17 protein-coding genes are annotated in these 14,861 nt (G+C 70.5%); 3 read left to right on the top strand and 14 right to left on the bottom strand.

The genetic code is table 11. The features are described 5' to 3' along the window. Positions 1-5: 5 nt before the first annotated feature. Complete coding sequence (locus EXE57_RS19710) at positions 6-167, bottom strand: hypothetical protein (protein ID WP_167305857.1); 162 nt, start codon at positions 165-167, stop codon at positions 6-8. Positions 168-260: 93 nt separating this feature from the next. Between EXE57_RS19710 and EXE57_RS08475 the strand changes: the two genes are divergently transcribed. From EXE57_RS08475 to EXE57_RS08465, 3 genes are read left to right on the top strand one after another with little or no spacing between them, the layout of a single operon-like run. Further along, positions 261-629, top strand: coding sequence for a thioredoxin family protein (locus EXE57_RS08475; RefSeq protein ID WP_135076350.1), 369 nt, complete (start codon positions 261-263; stop codon positions 627-629). Position 630: 1 nt separating this feature from the next. After that, entirely contained in the window at positions 631-894 is a 264-nt protein-coding gene (locus EXE57_RS08470; protein ID WP_135080744.1) for a metal-sensitive transcriptional regulator, read from the top strand. 44 nt (positions 895-938) lie between these two features. Then, a complete protein-coding gene (locus EXE57_RS08465) occupies positions 939-1,403 on the top strand; it encodes a hotdog fold domain-containing protein (protein ID WP_135076347.1) in 465 nt (154 codons plus the stop codon). 3 nt (positions 1,404-1,406) lie between these two features. On the opposite strand, the gene EXE57_RS08460 is transcribed toward EXE57_RS08465, so the two are convergent. The 13 genes from EXE57_RS08460 to EXE57_RS08400 all read right to left on the bottom strand — a co-directional run bounded on the left by EXE57_RS08460 (position 1,407) and on the right by EXE57_RS08400 (position 14,825). After that, entirely contained in the window at positions 1,407-2,261 is an 855-nt protein-coding gene (locus EXE57_RS08460; protein WP_135076344.1) for an amino acid ABC transporter permease, read from the bottom strand. 1 nt (position 2,262) lies between these two features. Next, on the bottom strand, positions 2,263-2,949 hold the full coding sequence (locus EXE57_RS08455) for an amino acid ABC transporter permease (RefSeq protein WP_135076341.1): 687 nt from the start codon (positions 2,947-2,949) through the stop codon (positions 2,263-2,265). A gap of 74 nt (positions 2,950-3,023) precedes the next feature. Further along, positions 3,024-3,914 carry a glutamate ABC transporter substrate-binding protein gene (locus tag EXE57_RS08450; protein WP_135076338.1) on the bottom strand — a complete coding sequence of 297 codons (891 nt, stop codon included), beginning with the start codon at positions 3,912-3,914 and terminating at the stop codon, positions 3,024-3,026. Positions 3,915-3,979: 65 nt separating this feature from the next. Beyond that, positions 3,980-4,756, bottom strand: a complete 777-nt coding sequence (locus EXE57_RS08445; protein WP_135076336.1) for an amino acid ABC transporter ATP-binding protein — start codon at positions 4,754-4,756, stop codon at positions 3,980-3,982. A 129-nt stretch (positions 4,757-4,885) separates the two neighbouring features. Then, a complete protein-coding gene (locus EXE57_RS08440) occupies positions 4,886-7,186 on the bottom strand; it encodes a PQQ-dependent sugar dehydrogenase (protein ID WP_135076334.1) in 2,301 nt (766 codons plus the stop codon). A gap of 119 nt (positions 7,187-7,305) precedes the next feature. Next, on the bottom strand, positions 7,306-8,016 hold the full coding sequence (locus tag EXE57_RS08435; RefSeq protein WP_208543015.1) for a hypothetical protein: 711 nt from the start codon (positions 8,014-8,016) through the stop codon (positions 7,306-7,308). A gap of 44 nt (positions 8,017-8,060) precedes the next feature. Continuing rightward, on the bottom strand, positions 8,061-8,963 hold the full coding sequence (locus EXE57_RS08430) for a sugar phosphate isomerase/epimerase family protein (RefSeq protein WP_135076331.1): 903 nt from the start codon (positions 8,961-8,963) through the stop codon (positions 8,061-8,063). Continuing rightward, positions 8,960-10,144 carry a dihydrodipicolinate synthase family protein gene (locus EXE57_RS08425; protein ID WP_135076328.1) on the bottom strand — a complete coding sequence of 395 codons (1,185 nt, stop codon included), beginning with the start codon at positions 10,142-10,144 and terminating at the stop codon, positions 8,960-8,962. Before EXE57_RS08425 ends, EXE57_RS08430 begins: the two co-directional genes overlap by 4 nt. After that, positions 10,141-11,277 carry a Gfo/Idh/MocA family protein gene (locus EXE57_RS08420; RefSeq protein WP_208543014.1) on the bottom strand — a complete coding sequence of 379 codons (1,137 nt, stop codon included), beginning with the start codon at positions 11,275-11,277 and terminating at the stop codon, positions 10,141-10,143. Before EXE57_RS08420 ends, EXE57_RS08425 begins: the two co-directional genes overlap by 4 nt. Positions 11,278-11,314: 37 nt before the next feature. Then, positions 11,315-12,061 (bottom strand): ABC transporter ATP-binding protein, encoded by a 747-nt coding sequence (locus EXE57_RS08415; protein WP_135076325.1) that lies wholly within the window; start codon positions 12,059-12,061, stop codon positions 11,315-11,317. After that, on the bottom strand, positions 12,051-12,827 hold the full coding sequence (locus tag EXE57_RS08410; RefSeq protein ID WP_135076322.1) for an ABC transporter ATP-binding protein: 777 nt from the start codon (positions 12,825-12,827) through the stop codon (positions 12,051-12,053). The genes EXE57_RS08415 and EXE57_RS08410 overlap by 11 nt, the downstream gene beginning before the upstream one ends. Further along, a complete protein-coding gene (locus EXE57_RS08405; RefSeq protein WP_244247046.1) occupies positions 12,824-13,942 on the bottom strand; it encodes a branched-chain amino acid ABC transporter permease in 1,119 nt (372 codons plus the stop codon). The genes EXE57_RS08410 and EXE57_RS08405 overlap by 4 nt, the downstream gene beginning before the upstream one ends. Before the next feature lie 4 nt (positions 13,943-13,946). Next, the gene (locus EXE57_RS08400; protein ID WP_135076319.1) at positions 13,947-14,825 is read right to left on the bottom strand and encodes a branched-chain amino acid ABC transporter permease; all 879 of its coding nucleotides are present in this window, start codon (positions 14,823-14,825) and stop codon (positions 13,947-13,949) included. Positions 14,826-14,861: the final 36 nt, after the last annotated feature.

Genomic DNA, 14,861 nt, shown 5'->3' with positions numbered 1-14,861 from the left:
TGGCCTCAGCGTCCGAGGATGCGGGAGAGGATCCCCGGCTTCTGCTCCTCGGTGTGGCCGGTGCAGCGCTGGTCGCGCGGGACGCCGGCCAGAACCTGGTCGACGTGCATGCCGCAGCCCTTCCAGGTGGTCTTGCCGCAGGTGCGGCAGGCAGCGGGACGGCACATGGTGGAGCTCCTCGGGAATACGGGGGCGGGTATGTCGGTTGTGACCGTAACACCCCCAGGGGTATCCTTCAACACCGAGAGAGAGGGGCCACGATGGCCACGATCGACCTGGTTGCCGACACCTTCGAGACGTCCGTCCAGGAGCACGACATCCTGCTCGTCGACTGGTGGGCCAGCTGGTGCGGCCCGTGCCGCCAGTTCGCGCCCGTCTACGAGGCCGCCTCCGAGCAGCACGACGACGTCGTCTTCGCCTCGGTCAACACCGAGACCGAGCAGGCCCTCGCCTCGGCGGCGCGGATCACCTCCATCCCCACGCTGATGGCCTTCCGCGAGGGTGTCCTCGTCTACTCCCAGCCGGGCGCGATGCCGGCGCCGGCGCTCGAGGAGCTGATCACGGCCGTCAAGGGCCTCGACATGGAGGAGGTCCACCGCCAGGTGGCCGCCCAGAAGGGACGTGACTGACGTGGAGCTGCCTGCCGACGAGATGGTGCCGGTGATCAACCGGATCAAGCGCGCCCAGGGCCAGCTCGGGGGAGTGCTCCGCATGCTCGAGGAGGGGCGCGAGTGCGAGGACGTGGTCACCCAGCTCGCGGCGGTGTCGCGGGCCCTCGACCGGGCCGGCTTCGCGATCGTGGCCTCGGGGCTGCGCCAGTGCATGGTCGACGGCGACGGTGCCGACGACCTCGACGTGAAGAAGATGGAGAAGCTCTTCCTGTCGCTGGCGTGACCGGCGACACGGCGGCTCGGGTTACCCACGGGTAATGTCGCTGCATGCCCTCCGTCCTGCAGCTCTGGACCACGCTCTCCCGACTGCCGCGGGGAGAGCGCGTCTTCTCGTACGCGTTCGCGCGCAAGGCGCCCTACTTCGCGACCGTGCGCCCGCGCTTCACCGTGGTCGAGCCGAACCGTGCCGAGCTGGTCGTCCCGAAGCGACGCCGGGTCCACAACCACCTCGGGACCGTGCACGCCATCGCGCTGTGCAACGGGCTGGAGGCGGCGATGGGTGCCCTGGCCGAGGCCTCGATCCCGGCCGACAAGCGGTGGATCCCGAAGGGGATGACGGTGGCCTACACCGCCAAGGCCACCTCCGACATCACCTGCGTCGCCGAGACCGACGCCGCGCAGTGGACCGGGGACGACCCCGACGTCCCCGTCCGGGTGCGCGGCGTGCGCGAGGACGGGGAGGTCGTCGTCGAGGGCGAGATCCGGCTGTGGGTGACGCCCCGGAAGCGGTGACGATCAGGCGTTGCGACCGCCGTCGAGGTTGCCGACGCCCGTGATCTCGAGCGGTGACTTCTCGCCGACCAGCCTGTGCTGCACCTTGGTGGCGATGACGGTGAGGATGATGTTGACGACGATGTAGATGCTGGCGATCACGATCGCGGTCGGCACCTGGTTCTTGAACTCGCCGTAGATCTGCTCGCCGACGTAGGTCAGTCCGGGAGCGGTGATGACGTAGCCGAGGCTGGTGTCCTTGAGCGCCACCACCATCTGGCTGATGATCGCCGGCAGCATGATCTTGACCGCCTGTGGCAGCTGCACGTTGACCATCACCTGCGTCTTGCGCATGCCGAGGGCGTACGCCGCCTCGACCTGGCCGGCCGGGACCGCGTGGATGCCGGCCCGGAAGACCTCGGCGAGGACCGACCCGTTGTAGAGGGTCAGCGCGATCACGACGCACCAGAACGGGGACAGCGGCCCGTCGCCCAGCGAGAGCAGCACCCAGACGAAGATCATCAGCAGCAGCACGGGCACGGCCCGGAAGAACTCCACGACCAGCCAGCACGGCCACCGCACCCAGCCGTGCTCCGAGATCTTGCCGATCCCGAAGACCAGCCCGAAGACGATCGCGAAGATGATCGCGAAGAACGCCATCTGCAGGGTCTTGAGCAGCCCGTCGACGAGGATGACCTCGATGTAGGCGGGGGTCAGGAAGACCTCCCACTTCTCGTAGGTCAGCTGGCCGGTGTCGTAGAGCCTCCAGAGGGCGAAGGCGAGGATCGCGACCGCGCCGGCGATGGTGAGGACGGTGTAGACGCGGTGGCGCGCCACGGTCCGGGGTCCGGGGGCGTCGAAGAGGACGGAGCCGCTCATCTCAGGCCACCTTCCAGCGTCGCTCGAGGACGTAGGACGAGAGGGTCACGACCTCGACCAGCACGATGTACCCGATCGCGAAGGCGAGGAAGATCCCGGTCCGCTGGTCGGTGTCGTTGTTGGTGAAGGCGCGCATCGTGGCGGTCGCCTCGGCCATGCCGAAGGCCGCGGCGACCGAGGTGTTCTTGAGCAGCGCCACCTGCACGCTGGTCAGCGGCGGCACCACGGCCCGCAGCGCCTGGGGCAGGACCACCTCCCGCATGCTCTGCATGAACGTGAGACCGACGGAGCGCGCGGCCTCGGCCTGGCCGAGGGGGACGGCGTTGACGCCGGAGCGGAACGCCTCGCAGACGAAGGCGGAGGTGTACAGGGTCAGCGCGATGCAGGAGCGCACGAAGAAGGCCGAGAGGTTGTAACCGGCGACCTCGAGGTCCTCGACCCACAGGAAGTTGTAGCCCAGCTTGGGCATCGCCACGGCCATGAAGATGAAGATCATCAGCAGGGGCGTGTTGCGGAAGATCGTGACGTAGACGGCCGCGACCTTCTGCATGACCGCGACCGGGCCGACCCGGAAGACCGCCAGGATCGTGCCGAGGACCAGCGAGGCCAGGCCGGAGACGACGAAGAGCCCCAGGGTGACCCCGAAGGCCTTGAGGTACTCGTCGAAGTTCGAGAACACCGCTTCCATGACGGCTGGTCCTCCTCTCGTCAGGAGCGCCGGGCGGGAGGCTGGCTCCCGCCCGGCGCGCTGTCAGTGCTGCGTCAGGCCGACGGGCAGGGGTCGAGCTCGGGCTGCTCGGGCGCCTCGACGCCGGCCTCGCCGAGCGTCACCGCGAAGGCCTCCTCCCAGCTGCCGTCCTCGAAGGACGCCGTCACGGTCTCGTTGATCCACTCGCACATCTCGGGGTAGTCGAGGCTGTAGCCGATGCCGTAGCGCTCCTCGGAGAAGGGCTCGACGACGACCTTGAGGTCGTCGGGCTGCTCCGCGGCGTAGCCGAGCAGGATCGCGCCGTCGGTCGTCATCGCGTCGACGGTGCCGTCGAGGACCTGGTCCACGCACTCGGAGTAGGTGTCGAAGCCGCGCGGCTGGGCGCCCTCGGCCTTGATGTTCTCCAGCGAGGTGGAGCCGGTGACCGAGCAGACCTCGGTGCCCTCGACGTCCGCGAGGCTCTCGATGTCGCTGTCGGAGCGGACCAGCAGCTGCTGACCCGTGACGTAGTAGGGACCGGCCTGGCCCACGATCGCCCGGCGCTCGTCGGTGATGGAGTACGACGCGATGACCAGGTCGACCTCGCCCTCCTGGAGGAAGGGCTCCCGGTTGTCGGAGATGGTCTCGACCCACTCGATGTCCTCGGCGGCGATGCCGAGGTTGGCGGCGAGGATCTTGCCCATCTCGGGGTCGAAGCCGACCGGCATGTCGTCGGCAGCGCCCTTGAAGCCGATGCCGGGCTGGTCGTACTTGACGCCGATCTTGATGGTGCCCGCCTCGGCGAGCTCCTTCATGCGGGTGCCGTCCTCGAACTCGGCGGCGGCGTCCTCCGCGACGTCGACGTCGACGGTCTCACCGCCGTCGCTGCCCGCGTCGCCGCAGGCGGCCAGGCTGAGCGCGAGGCCCAGGCCGGCCACGACGGCCTTGGTCCGGATGAATCGCATGTCTCTCTCCTTTGTCCCGAGCCGAGTGCTCCCGGCCCCCGATGGTTGGGTCCTGCTGGATCGAATCAGTGCTTGAGGATCTTGCCGAGGAAGTCCTTGGCGCGGTCGGACTGCGGGTTGGTGAAGAACTCCTCGGGGGTGTTCTCCTCGACGACGGCCCCGTCGGCCATGAAGAGCACGCGGTCGGCGGCCGTCCGGGCGAAGCCCATCTCGTGGGTGACGACGACCATGGTCATGCCCTGCTTGGCCAGGTCGACCATGACGTCGAGGACCTCCTTGATCATCTCGGGGTCCAGCGCGGAGGTGGGCTCGTCGAAGAGCATCACCTTGGGGTTCATCGCGAGCGCCCGGGCGATCGCGACGCGCTGCTGCTGGCCGCCCGAGAGCTGGGCGGGGTACTTCGCCGCCTGGTGGCCGACACCGACCCGGTCGAGCAGCTCCTTGGCCCGCTTGTCGGCCTCGTCCTTCTTCTGGCCCCGGACCTTGATCGGCCCCAGCGTGACGTTCTCGAGGATCGTCTTGTGGGCGAAGAGGTTGAAGCTCTGGAAGACCATGCCGACCTCGGCCCGGAGCGCGGCGAGCTCCTTGCCCTCCTGGGGGAGCGGCTTGCCGTCCAGGGTGATCGTGCCCTCCTGGATCGTCTCCAGGCGGTTGATCGCCCGGCACAGCGTCGACTTGCCGGACCCCGACGGGCCGATCACCACGACGACCTCGCCGCGGTGGATGGTCTGGTTGATGTCCTGCAGGACGTGGAGGTCGCCGAACCACTTGTTGACGCCGTCGAGGACGACGAGGGGCTCTCCCTGCCGGGCGGCGAGGGTCTCCTGCTGCTGCACCGTCATGCCCCGGAACCTAGCGGCACCTCACCCGTTCGGGCCACGTGTGGGGCCGTCATCGGCAAATGGTGACGTCTTTGTGACGTACGGCGGCCCCCACCCGGACCGGGTGGGGGCCGCCTGGTCGGGGGCTGGTCAGCCGGCCTGACGCAGGAAGCGGGCGTACTGCCGCCTCACCTCGTTCGCCTTCAGCGAGTCGTCGAGGAACATCAGGGTGTCCATCCGGCAGTTGCACGGGTTGCGCTCGGAGCCGTCCTGGGGGAACGAGCCGCCGATCTTGATCCCGCGCGGGTTGGTCGGCGAGGTGCCGGTGCCGTCGACCTGCCACGGGTCGCCTGCGTTGGTGTAGAAGCCGTCGACCGGCTCACCGTTGCGATAGAGCGCCATCGTTCCCGACGTGTAGTCGAAGGTCGCCGCGAGGTGGACCCACTCACCGTTCGGAAGCAGGTCCTGCCAGTCCTCGGACGCGGCGAACGTCTGCGACGCCTCCGTGTCGAGCCGGCGACCGAGCGCCACGAGGCGCAGCTCACCGTTGACCTGGATCAGCTCCAGCAGCGCGCGTACGCCGTGGCCGTCGGAGTTGCCGCTGAGCACGCCGGCCAGGCCGATCGCGTTGTAGCCCGGCGTCGGGTTCTGGCCGGTCATCTTGAACCAGCCCATCACCGTGATGCCCTCCGCACCGTTGAAGTCGTCCAGCGACGCGACACCGTCGGCGTCGGACTCGTAGACCCCGGCCTTCCAGGGCTGGCCCGTGGGCGACTCCGCGGCACTGTGGAGCTGGAGCGCGTTGTTGGACCCCGGGTAGGCGCCGTCGTCGACGCGCAGGTCCTCACCGCCGTTGACCAGGCGGATCAGCGTGCGCGAGAGGCCCTGGTCCTCCTCGTAGGCGTCGTTGGCAGCGAACGGGTGCTCGAAGTCGTACGAGGCCACCAGGTCCCTCGCCAGCCGCGGGTCGATCTCCTGCGGCACCGGGGCTCGCTCGGTGTCGACGACCTTCCAGATCATCCCGTTGGCCTTGGCCAGCAGGTAGAGGTTGTCCTCCGAGTCGGTCCCGAACCGCAGGTCCACCCGGCCGTCGTCGACGAAGTCGGTCATCCGCATCCGGGTGCCCCCGGTGTCGTAGAGCGCGAGCTCGCGGATCCGGGCCTCGGTGTCGGAGTCGTCCTTCAGCGCCCGCTCTCCGCTCATGAACACCCGGCCCTCGACCAGGTCCGCGAAGACGTACTGGCCCTGGAGGCCGCGCAGGTCGCCCCGGTGCACCAGGCCACCGGAGATGGCGTGGCCGGAGTCGCTGTTGCACGACCAGTTGGCCGGCGGGTCGTGGTCGTAGGAGGTGACCGGGTAGTCGTAGCCGGCCTGCTCCATCTCCTCGGTCGGCGGGTAGAGGTAGCACTGGTTCTCGTTGCGGTAGGCCAGCCGGCCCTCGATGACCGGCCAGCCGAAGTTGTCACCGGCGTCGACGTCGTAGACAGCCTCGATGGCGTGCTGCCCGATGTGGCCGAGGAACATCCGGTGCTTGCCTCCGGCGTCCCAGCTGAAGCGGTGCGGGTCACGCATGCCGAGGGCGTAGATCTCACCGAGGGCGCCCTCCTGGCCGACGAACGGGTTGGAGTCGGGGATGCCGTACTCGCCGTTGGGGGCGTCGTCGCCGAGCGGGTCGATCCGCAGGATCTTGCCCGAGGGCGTCGCCAGGTCCTGCGGGACGTCGGTGTTGACGCCGATCCCGCCGTCTCCAACCGCGAGGTAGAGCAGTCCGTAGTCCTCGTCGCCGGGCTCGGCGGTGGGGTTGAAGTCGATCTGCTGGATCGCGTGGATCTGGCCGCCGAAGCGGTAGCGGAACAGCTCCCGGCTGGTGCCGCTGAAGGTGTCGGCAGACGGGTCGTCGGCGGTCCACTCGGTGACCACGCTGGTGACCGAGCTCGAGGTCAGCGGCTGAGGGGCGTACGTCGACTCGCCCGGTGAGGTCGGCGTCTCGGTGTGGACGGTGTAGAGCTTGCCGTTCTCCTCGAACTCCGGGTGGAAGGTGGCGAAACCGAAGCCGGAGCCCAGGCCGCGCCACGAGAGGAAGTCCGGCGCCTGCTCGGTCATGTCGAGGTAGACGTGCTGCTGGCCGTCCTCGAGGAGGTAGAGCGAGCCGTTGAGGTCGGGGACGTACATCCGGCCCGACCCGTCCGGCATCTCACCGATGTAGTTGATGCGGTTGAAGCGGCTCCCGATCCGGGCGTCGGTGACCGGACCGTTGGGCGTGGACGCCGGCAGCTGGGCGTACTCCTCGAGCACCAGGCCGAGGGTCGAGGGGTCGGGGGAGGTGGGGATCGGATCGGTGATGGGGGCGTCGGGGTCGTCGTCGGCCGTGGCCGAGGGCGCCACCGGGGTGAAGGTCGCCGTGATCACGAGGCCCGTGACCGCCGGGACCCACCAGCGTGTCTTCCGCATGGGGATTCCCTACTGTTGAGGTGGTTGGAGACAACTGCTGCCGTCGGTCCTGCCCGACCTCCGGCAGCCCCTCGTCGGTGCCCGCTGCGTGCGGGCGCCGGCGGGGGATCAGGGGACCGTCAGCCGGTCTGGTCGCCGGCCCGCAGGCCGACGGCGCGGACGTGCCGCGCACGTCCGAAGTTGTCGAAGGAGCCGAAGCCGACCCGGCCGCCCGCGAAGGTCGTGTCGGTCGCGGTCATCAGCGGCTCGTCCGCGCCGTCGACCCGGACGGCGATCTCGCCGGTCGCGGCGTCGTAGTCGACCTCGACGTCGTGCCAGTCGGCATCCGTGATCGCAGGCGGGGCGCCGACCGAGGCCGCCTCGTCCCACTGGTCGTCGATCCGGCGCCGGTCGGCGTCGTCGACCACGAAGATCCCGTTGTGGGGATAGATCGTGTTGTCGGTCGAGAGGTGGGCGTAGTAGAAGCGCGTCGGCGACTGGTAGTTCCAGATCAGGATCACGTCGCGGTTGCTCACCTCGACCGCCTCGTCGATCCGGACCTCCGCCGTGAGCCGGACGGTGGAGAGCTCGGGACCCTTGGTGACGACGGCGTACTCGAAGGGGCGCCGGGGCCCGCCGGGGTTGACGCCCGGCTCGGTCAGGACGACCTGGCCCCTCTCGAAGGACCACAGCTCGTCGGTGAGCGGGTCCCAGTGGCGGGGCGAGGGGGCGGCGACGACGCGGACCGAGCAGTCGCGGGCGTCGGCAGCGGTGGCGGGGACCGGGGCGGTGAGCCCGGCCGTGAGGGCGAGACCGAGCGCGAGGCCGGCCTTCCGGGTCGTACGAGGCATCTGTCCACGAACCTTTCCGAGTTGGGAGTGGAAGAGCAGAGCCGCTACAGGTGCGGCTCCACGAGCTCGACGTAGCGACGGGCGAGCGTGTCGACGACGGCGTCGCCGTCGGCCGCCCACACGTCGGCGTTGAAGATCTCCACCTCGACGTCGCCGCGGTAGCCGGCGGCGGCCACGCAGGCGGTGAGGTGGGCGAAGTCGATGTGGCCGTCGCCCATCATCCCGCGGGAGAGCAGGGCGTCCGGGGGGAGCGGGGTGATCCACTCGCACACCTGGTAGCTGGCGATCCGGCCGGCGGCGCGGGCGATCTGCTCCTCGACCCCGGGCTCCCACCAGACGTGGAAGGTGTCGACGACGACCCCGACCGCCTCGGCGGGGAGCGGCTCGGCGACGTCGAGCGCCTGGCCGAGGGTGGAGACCACGCCCCGGTCGGCGGCGAAGATCGGGTGCATCGGCTCGATGGCCAGCTGCACCCCCACCTCGATCGCGTGGGGGACCAGCGCCTCGATCGCCTCGGCCGCACGGGCGCGGGCGCCGGGCAGGTCACGGTCGCCGTCGGGCAGTCCGCCGGGCACGAGGACCAGGCAGGGGGCGCCGAGCTCCGCCGCCTCGTCGAGGGCGCGTCGGTTGTCGTCGTGGCGCTCCCGCCGGCGGGACGGGTCGGCGGTCGTGAAGAACCCACCTCGGCAGACCGAGGAGACCCGCAGCCCGGCGTCGCGGACCATCCGTACGGCGGCCGCGAGCCCCACCTCGGCGACGGGCTCGCGCCACACGCCGATCGACGGCAGCCCGTGGGCCACGCACCCCGCGACCGCGTGGGCGAGCGACCACCCGTCGACGGTCTTCTGGTTGAGCGAGAGTCGGGCCAGCCGCGGGTCGCCCGGTGCTGGCGTCTCGACCCTCGCCGGCGAGCCGGAGGGCAGGTCCACAGCGGCGGTGACGGTCATGACGCCACCCCTGCCCCGGCGAGCCACAGCTCCAGGCGCCGCGCCGCGAGCTGCGGGTCGGGCAGCAGCCGTGCCTCGTTGGCCAGCGCGAACAGCCGGCCGAGGTGGACGACGCTGCGCGAGGACTGCATCCCGCCCACCATCGTGAACCCGGGCTGGTGGCCCGAGAGCCAGGAGAGGAAGGCGATGCCGGTCTTGTAGTGCCAGGTGGGTGCCTCGAAGACGTGACGGGAGAGCGGCAGCGTCGGCGCCATCTCCGCGTCGTACGTCGCCAGGTCGCCCTCGTCGAGCGCGGCCAGCGCGGCCGAGGCGGCCGGCGTCACCGCCGCGAAGGCGCCGAGCAGGGCGTCGGAGTGGTGCTCGCCGTCGCCCCGGATCAGCTCCGGGTAGTGGAAGTCGTCGCCGGTGTAGAGCCGGACGCCCTCGGGCAGCGCGGCACGGAGGCCGACCTCGTGCTCGGCCGAGAGCAGCGAGACCTTCACCCCGTCGACCTTGTCGGCGTGGGCGCGGACCAGGTCGAGGAAGGTCGCGGTGGCGGCTGCCGTGTCGGTGGAGCCCCAGTAGCCCCGCAGCTGCGGGTCGAACGCCTCGCCGAGCCAGTGGAGGACCACCGGCTCGCGGACCTGGCGCAGCAGGTCGGCGTAGACGCCGAGGTAGTCGTCGGGGGAGACGGCGACGGCGGCGAGCTGGCGGGAGGCCATCAGGATCACCTGGGCTCCGGTGTCCTCGACGAACGCCACCTGCTCGGCGTAGGCGCCGCGGACCTCGGCCACGGTGGCGAGCGGCCCGACGTGGTCGGTGCCCGCCCCGGCGGCGATCCGGGCGCCGTGGTCGCGGGCCTGCACGGCGCTGCGGCTGACCAGCTCCTGCACGGCCGGCCAGTCCAGGCCCATGTTGCGCTGGGCGGTGTCCATCGCCTCCGCCACGCCGAAGCCGTGACGGAACAGGTGGCGCCGGAACCCGAGCGTCGACTCCCAGTCGACGACGGCCGGGGCACCCGGGACGTTCTCGCCACGGGGGTCGGCGACGACGTGGGCGGCCGCGAAGGCGACCCGGGTCCGGAACGGCCGGGGGTGCTCGGCCCACGCCCGCGGCTCGCGCAGGGCGACCTCCTCGGTGCCGCCGTCCGCGAGCGGGATGCGGACGGTGCCGAGGCTGGTGGCCGTGTCGAGCGAGGTCACAGCGCGACCCGCCGCCCCTCGGCCGAGGACTGCAGCCCGGCGTCGACGAGCCGCAGCCCGCGGACGCCGGCCGCGAAGTCGTAGGGGTGGGGCCGGCCGGCGTGCACGTCGAGCAGGAAGCTCTCCCACTGGGCGCGGAAGCCGTTGCCGAACTCCTGGTTGTCGGGGACCTCCTGCCACTGCCCGCGGAAGTCCTCGGTGGTCGGCAGGTCCGGGTTCCAGACCGGCTTGGGAGTGACCTCGCGCGGCTGGATCCGGCAGCCGAAGAGCCCGGCCACGGCCGAGCCGTGGGTGCCGTCGACCTGGAACTCCACGAGCTCCTTGCGCTCGACGCGCACCGCCCACGAGGAGTTGACCTGCGCGATCACGTCGCCGGCCAGCTCGAAGATGGCGTAGGCGGCGTCGTCGGCCGTGGCGGCGTACGGGTCGCCCTGCTCGTCCCACCTCTCCGGGATGTGGGTGACCGCCTTCGCGGTGACCGCCTCGACCCGACCGAAGAGGTTCTCCAGGACGTAGTTCCAGTGGCAGAACATGTCGAGGACCATCCCGCCGCCGTCCTGGGCGCGGTAGTTCCAGCTGGGCCGCTGGGCCGGGAGGTAGTCGCCCTCGAAGACCCAGTAGCCGAACTCGCCGCGCACCGAGAGGATCCGGCCGAAGAAGCCGCCGTCGATGAGCCGCTTCAGCTTCACCAGGCCGGGCAGGTAGAGCTTGTCGTGGACGACGCCGTTGAGGATGCCGTGCTTCTCCGCCGCGTCGACGAGCTCCTGCCCCTCGGCGACCGACTCCGCGATCGGCTTCTCGGTGTAGACGTGCTTGCCGGCGGCGGCCGCCTTGAGGATCGCCTTCTTGCGCTCGCTGGTGACCTGGGCGTCGAAGTAGATCGGGGCCGGGTCCTCGGCGAGGGCGGTGTCGAGATCGGTCGTCCAGTCGGCGATGCCGTGCTGGGCGGCGAGCCGGCCGAGCTTGTCGGCGTTGCGGCCGACGAGCACCGGCTCGACCTGCAGGCGAGTGCCGTCGGGCAGCGGGACGCCGCCGTCGTCGCGGATCGCCAGGATCGACCGCAGCAGGTGCTGGCGGTAGCCCATGCGCCCGGTGACGCCGTTCATCAGGATCCGGTACGTGGTGTCAGGCATGGTGTCGTGTCCTCACTGGGCCGTCGGGGCCGGGTGGTCAGGTCGCAGGGGTGGTCTGGGGGCGGCCGCCGAGGTAGAGCTCGGCGAGCTGCGGGTCCTCGAGCAGCTGGTCGGCTGGTCCGGAGATGTGGACCCGGCCGAGGTCGAGCACGCAGCCGAGGTCGGCGGTCTCCAGCGCGCGGCGGGCGTTCTGCTCGACGAGCAGCACCGCAGTGCCGGCGTCGCGCATCCGGACGACCTGCTCGAAGACCGTGCCGGTGGCCTTGGGGTCCAGCCCCATCGAGGGCTCGTCGAGCAGCACGACCTGCGGGCTCACCATGAGCGAGCGCGCGAACTCGACCTGCTTCTGCTGCCCGCCGGACAGGGCGCCGGCGAGTGCGCTCCAGCGGTCGGCCACGACCGGGAAGAGGGACTTGACGAAGTCGATCCGGTCGTTGACCTCGGAGCGGTCCTTGAGGGAGAAGGCGCCGAGGCGGACGTTCTCCTCGACCGTCATCTCCTTGAAGACGCTGTGGCCCTGGAGCACGTGGGAGAGCCCGGCCGCCAGCATCTGCTGGGGGTTGTTGCGCGTGACGTCCTGGCCGGCGACGCGGATGGTGCCGGCGCGAGGCGTGAGCATGCCGCTGGCGACCTTGAGGACGGTGGACTTGCCGGCCCCGTTCGGGCCGACGAGGCACACGACGGTGGCGGGCGGCACCTTGACGGTGAGGCCGCGCAGGACCAGGGCCGCGCGGCCGTAGCCGGCCTCGATCCCGTCCAGCTCGAGGAGGAATTCAGACGCCAAGGTAGGCCTCCAGGACTCGGGGGTCGTTCTGCACGACCGACGGCGGTCCCTCGCAGATCTGCCGGCCGCGGTCGAAGACGACCACGTGGTCGGACAGGCTCATGACGAGGTCCATGTTGTGCTCGACGACGATGAAGGTCTTGCCCTCGGCGTTGAGCGAGCGGACGAGGGAGGCGATCCGGTCGATGAGGGCGGGGTTCACGCCGCCCGCCGGCTCGTCGAGCATGATCGTCTCGGGGTCGGCCATCAGCACGCCGGCCAGCTCGAGCAGCTTCTGCTGGCCGTAGGACAGGTCCCGGGCCTCGGCGCGCTCGAGGTGGTCGATGCCGACCCGGGAGAGCAGCGATCGGGCGCGCTCGATGTCGTCGCGGTCGCGCGAGGAGCGGAGCTGGCGCCCCAGGCTTCCCGGGCGTACGGCGACCAGCATGTTCTCCAGCACCGTCATCCGCGGGAAGATCCGGCACAGCTGGAAGCTGCGGCCGATCCCGGTCCGTGCGATCCGGTGGGGTGCCTTGCGGGTGATGTCGGTGCCGCGGTAGCTCACCGACCCGGCGTCCGGCTGGATCATCCCGGTGACGCAGTTGAAGAAGGTCGTCTTGCCCGACCCGTTGGGGCCGATCAGGGCGTTGACCTTGCCGTGGTGGAACCGGACCGTGGCGCCGTCGACGGCCCGCACGCCGCCGAAGGCCTTGGAGAGGCCCTCGGTGGCGAGGTTGACCTCGGTCGGTGCGCCGGTGGTCTCGGGGAGGGCACTGGTGGTCGTCACGGCCGGACTCCTTCGGTCTCGCGGTCGGTCCGCTCGGAGGTCGTGGTCGGGGCCCCGGCCTCGTCGGCGGCGTCCTGCGTACGTCGCTGCTCGGCCAGGTCCTCGGCCGTCATCTCCCGGATGGAGGCGGCCTGCGGACGGAAGCGCTGCACCAGCTGCCCGAGCGCGGGGATGATGCCGTCGGGCATGAACAGGACGACCAGCGCGAGCAGCAGTCCCATGGCGACGAGGTGGAACTGGGTGTCGCCGTACTGGTTCTTGAAGTACTCGACGGCGTAGCCCACGATCACCGCACCCAGCAGCGGGCCGAAGAGGCTCCGGATCCCGCCGAGCAGGCTCATCAGGACCATGTAGGAGCCGACCAGGATGGAGAACTGGAAGATCGGGTCGAGGTAGCCGAACCACAGGGCGTAGAGCCCGCCGGCCAGCGCGGTGAAGAACGCCGACACCACGAAGGCGACCAGCTTGTAGGTGAAGGTCGGGACGCCCAGGGCCTGGGCCTTGTCCTCGTCCTCGCGGACGGCCTTGAGGCCCATGCCGAAGCGGGAACGGTCGATCGCCCACCAGGCCAGCAGCAGCACCGCGAGCAGCGCCGCGTGGAGGTAGAAGAACCGTTCGTGCTGCTCGGGCCGGAGCACCGAGGTGTCGAAGGGGCGCGGCACCCGCAGCCCGTTGGAGCCGCCGGTGAAGGAGCCCCACGACTGGAAGACCAGCAGCAGGATCAGCACGAGGGCGATCGAGACGATCACGAACGAGGCGCCCCGCACCCGGAGGCTGGCGATGCCGATCGGGACCGCCAGCAGGGCCACGACCGCGCCACCGGCCAGCAGCGCCAGCCACGGGTTGATGCCCGTGTGGATGATCAGCAGGCCGGTGGCGTAGCCCCCGAGTCCGGAGTAGGCGGCGTGGCCCAGGGAGATGTAGCCGGTGAAGCCGCCCACGAAGTTCCAGGACGTGGCGAGCACGGCGTAGCTCATGATCACGACGCCGACCGAGAGGATGAACGGGTCGGGCGCCATCGACGGGAAGGCCAGCACCACGGCGACCAGGGCCAGCAGGCCGAGTGCCTTGAGGGCCGTCGGCAGGCCGCCGCCGCGGGTCGTCGCGCGGGTCACGGTGTCAGAAGCGTTGCGCAAGACGACCTCCGAAGAATCCCTGCGGCCGCACCATCAGCGTGGCGAACAGCGCGAGGTAGAAGAACGTCTGGGCCCAGGTGGTGCCCAGCGGGATCTGCAGCAGGCTCTGCCCCAGGCCGAGCACCAGCGCCGCGATCGCCGCGCCCGGGATGCTGCCCAGGCCGCCGACCACGATGATCGCCATCAGCGGGCCGATCCAGTGCCAGTGCAGCGAGGGGTAGATCGTGGAGTCGAGCGACAGCGCGGTGCCGCCGATCGCCGCCGTGGCCAGCCCGAGGCCGAAGCCGTAGCCGGCGACCCGCTCGGTGTTGATGCCGACCAGCCGGGCGGCCTCCGGGTGCTGGATGGTGGCCCGGAGGGCCTGCCCGAACTGGGTCTTCTTGAGCAGCAGGTAGAGCGCGAGCAGCGACGTGGCGGCCAGCCCGAAGGCGATCAGCTTCACCACGGCGACGTTGGCACCGAAGAACTCCAGGCTCTGACCGCCGTACGGGAGCCGGATCCGCCGCTGGGTGCCCGAGAAGACGAACCCGAGCATCCCCTCGATCACCAGGGCGATCGAGAACGTCAGCAGCACCGACATCATCGTCAGCGTCGCCGGCCGCAGCCGCGAGATCAGCAGCCTCTGCATCGCCACGCCCAGCACGAAGAACAACGGGACGGTGACCAGCAGCGAGAGCAGCGGGTCGAGGCCGGTGCTGGAGGTGAAGAACCACGCGAGGTACGCGGCGAGGATGAGGAACGCCGAGTGGGCGATCATCACCACCCGCATCACGCCGAAGTAGAGCGTCAGGCCGGCGGCCAGCAGGGCGTAGAGCCCTCCCAGCAGGACGCCGAGCACCAGGCTCTGGAGCAGCAGGGACATGTCGCGCCTTCCGTGTTCGTGGGTGCAGCCTCGTCA

Origin of the sequence: Nocardioides euryhalodurans (assembly GCF_004564375.1) — a bacterium.
GTDB lineage: Bacteria > Actinomycetota > Actinomycetes > Propionibacteriales > Nocardioidaceae > Nocardioides > Nocardioides euryhalodurans.
This window is presented reverse-complemented; position numbering and strand designations above follow the sequence as displayed.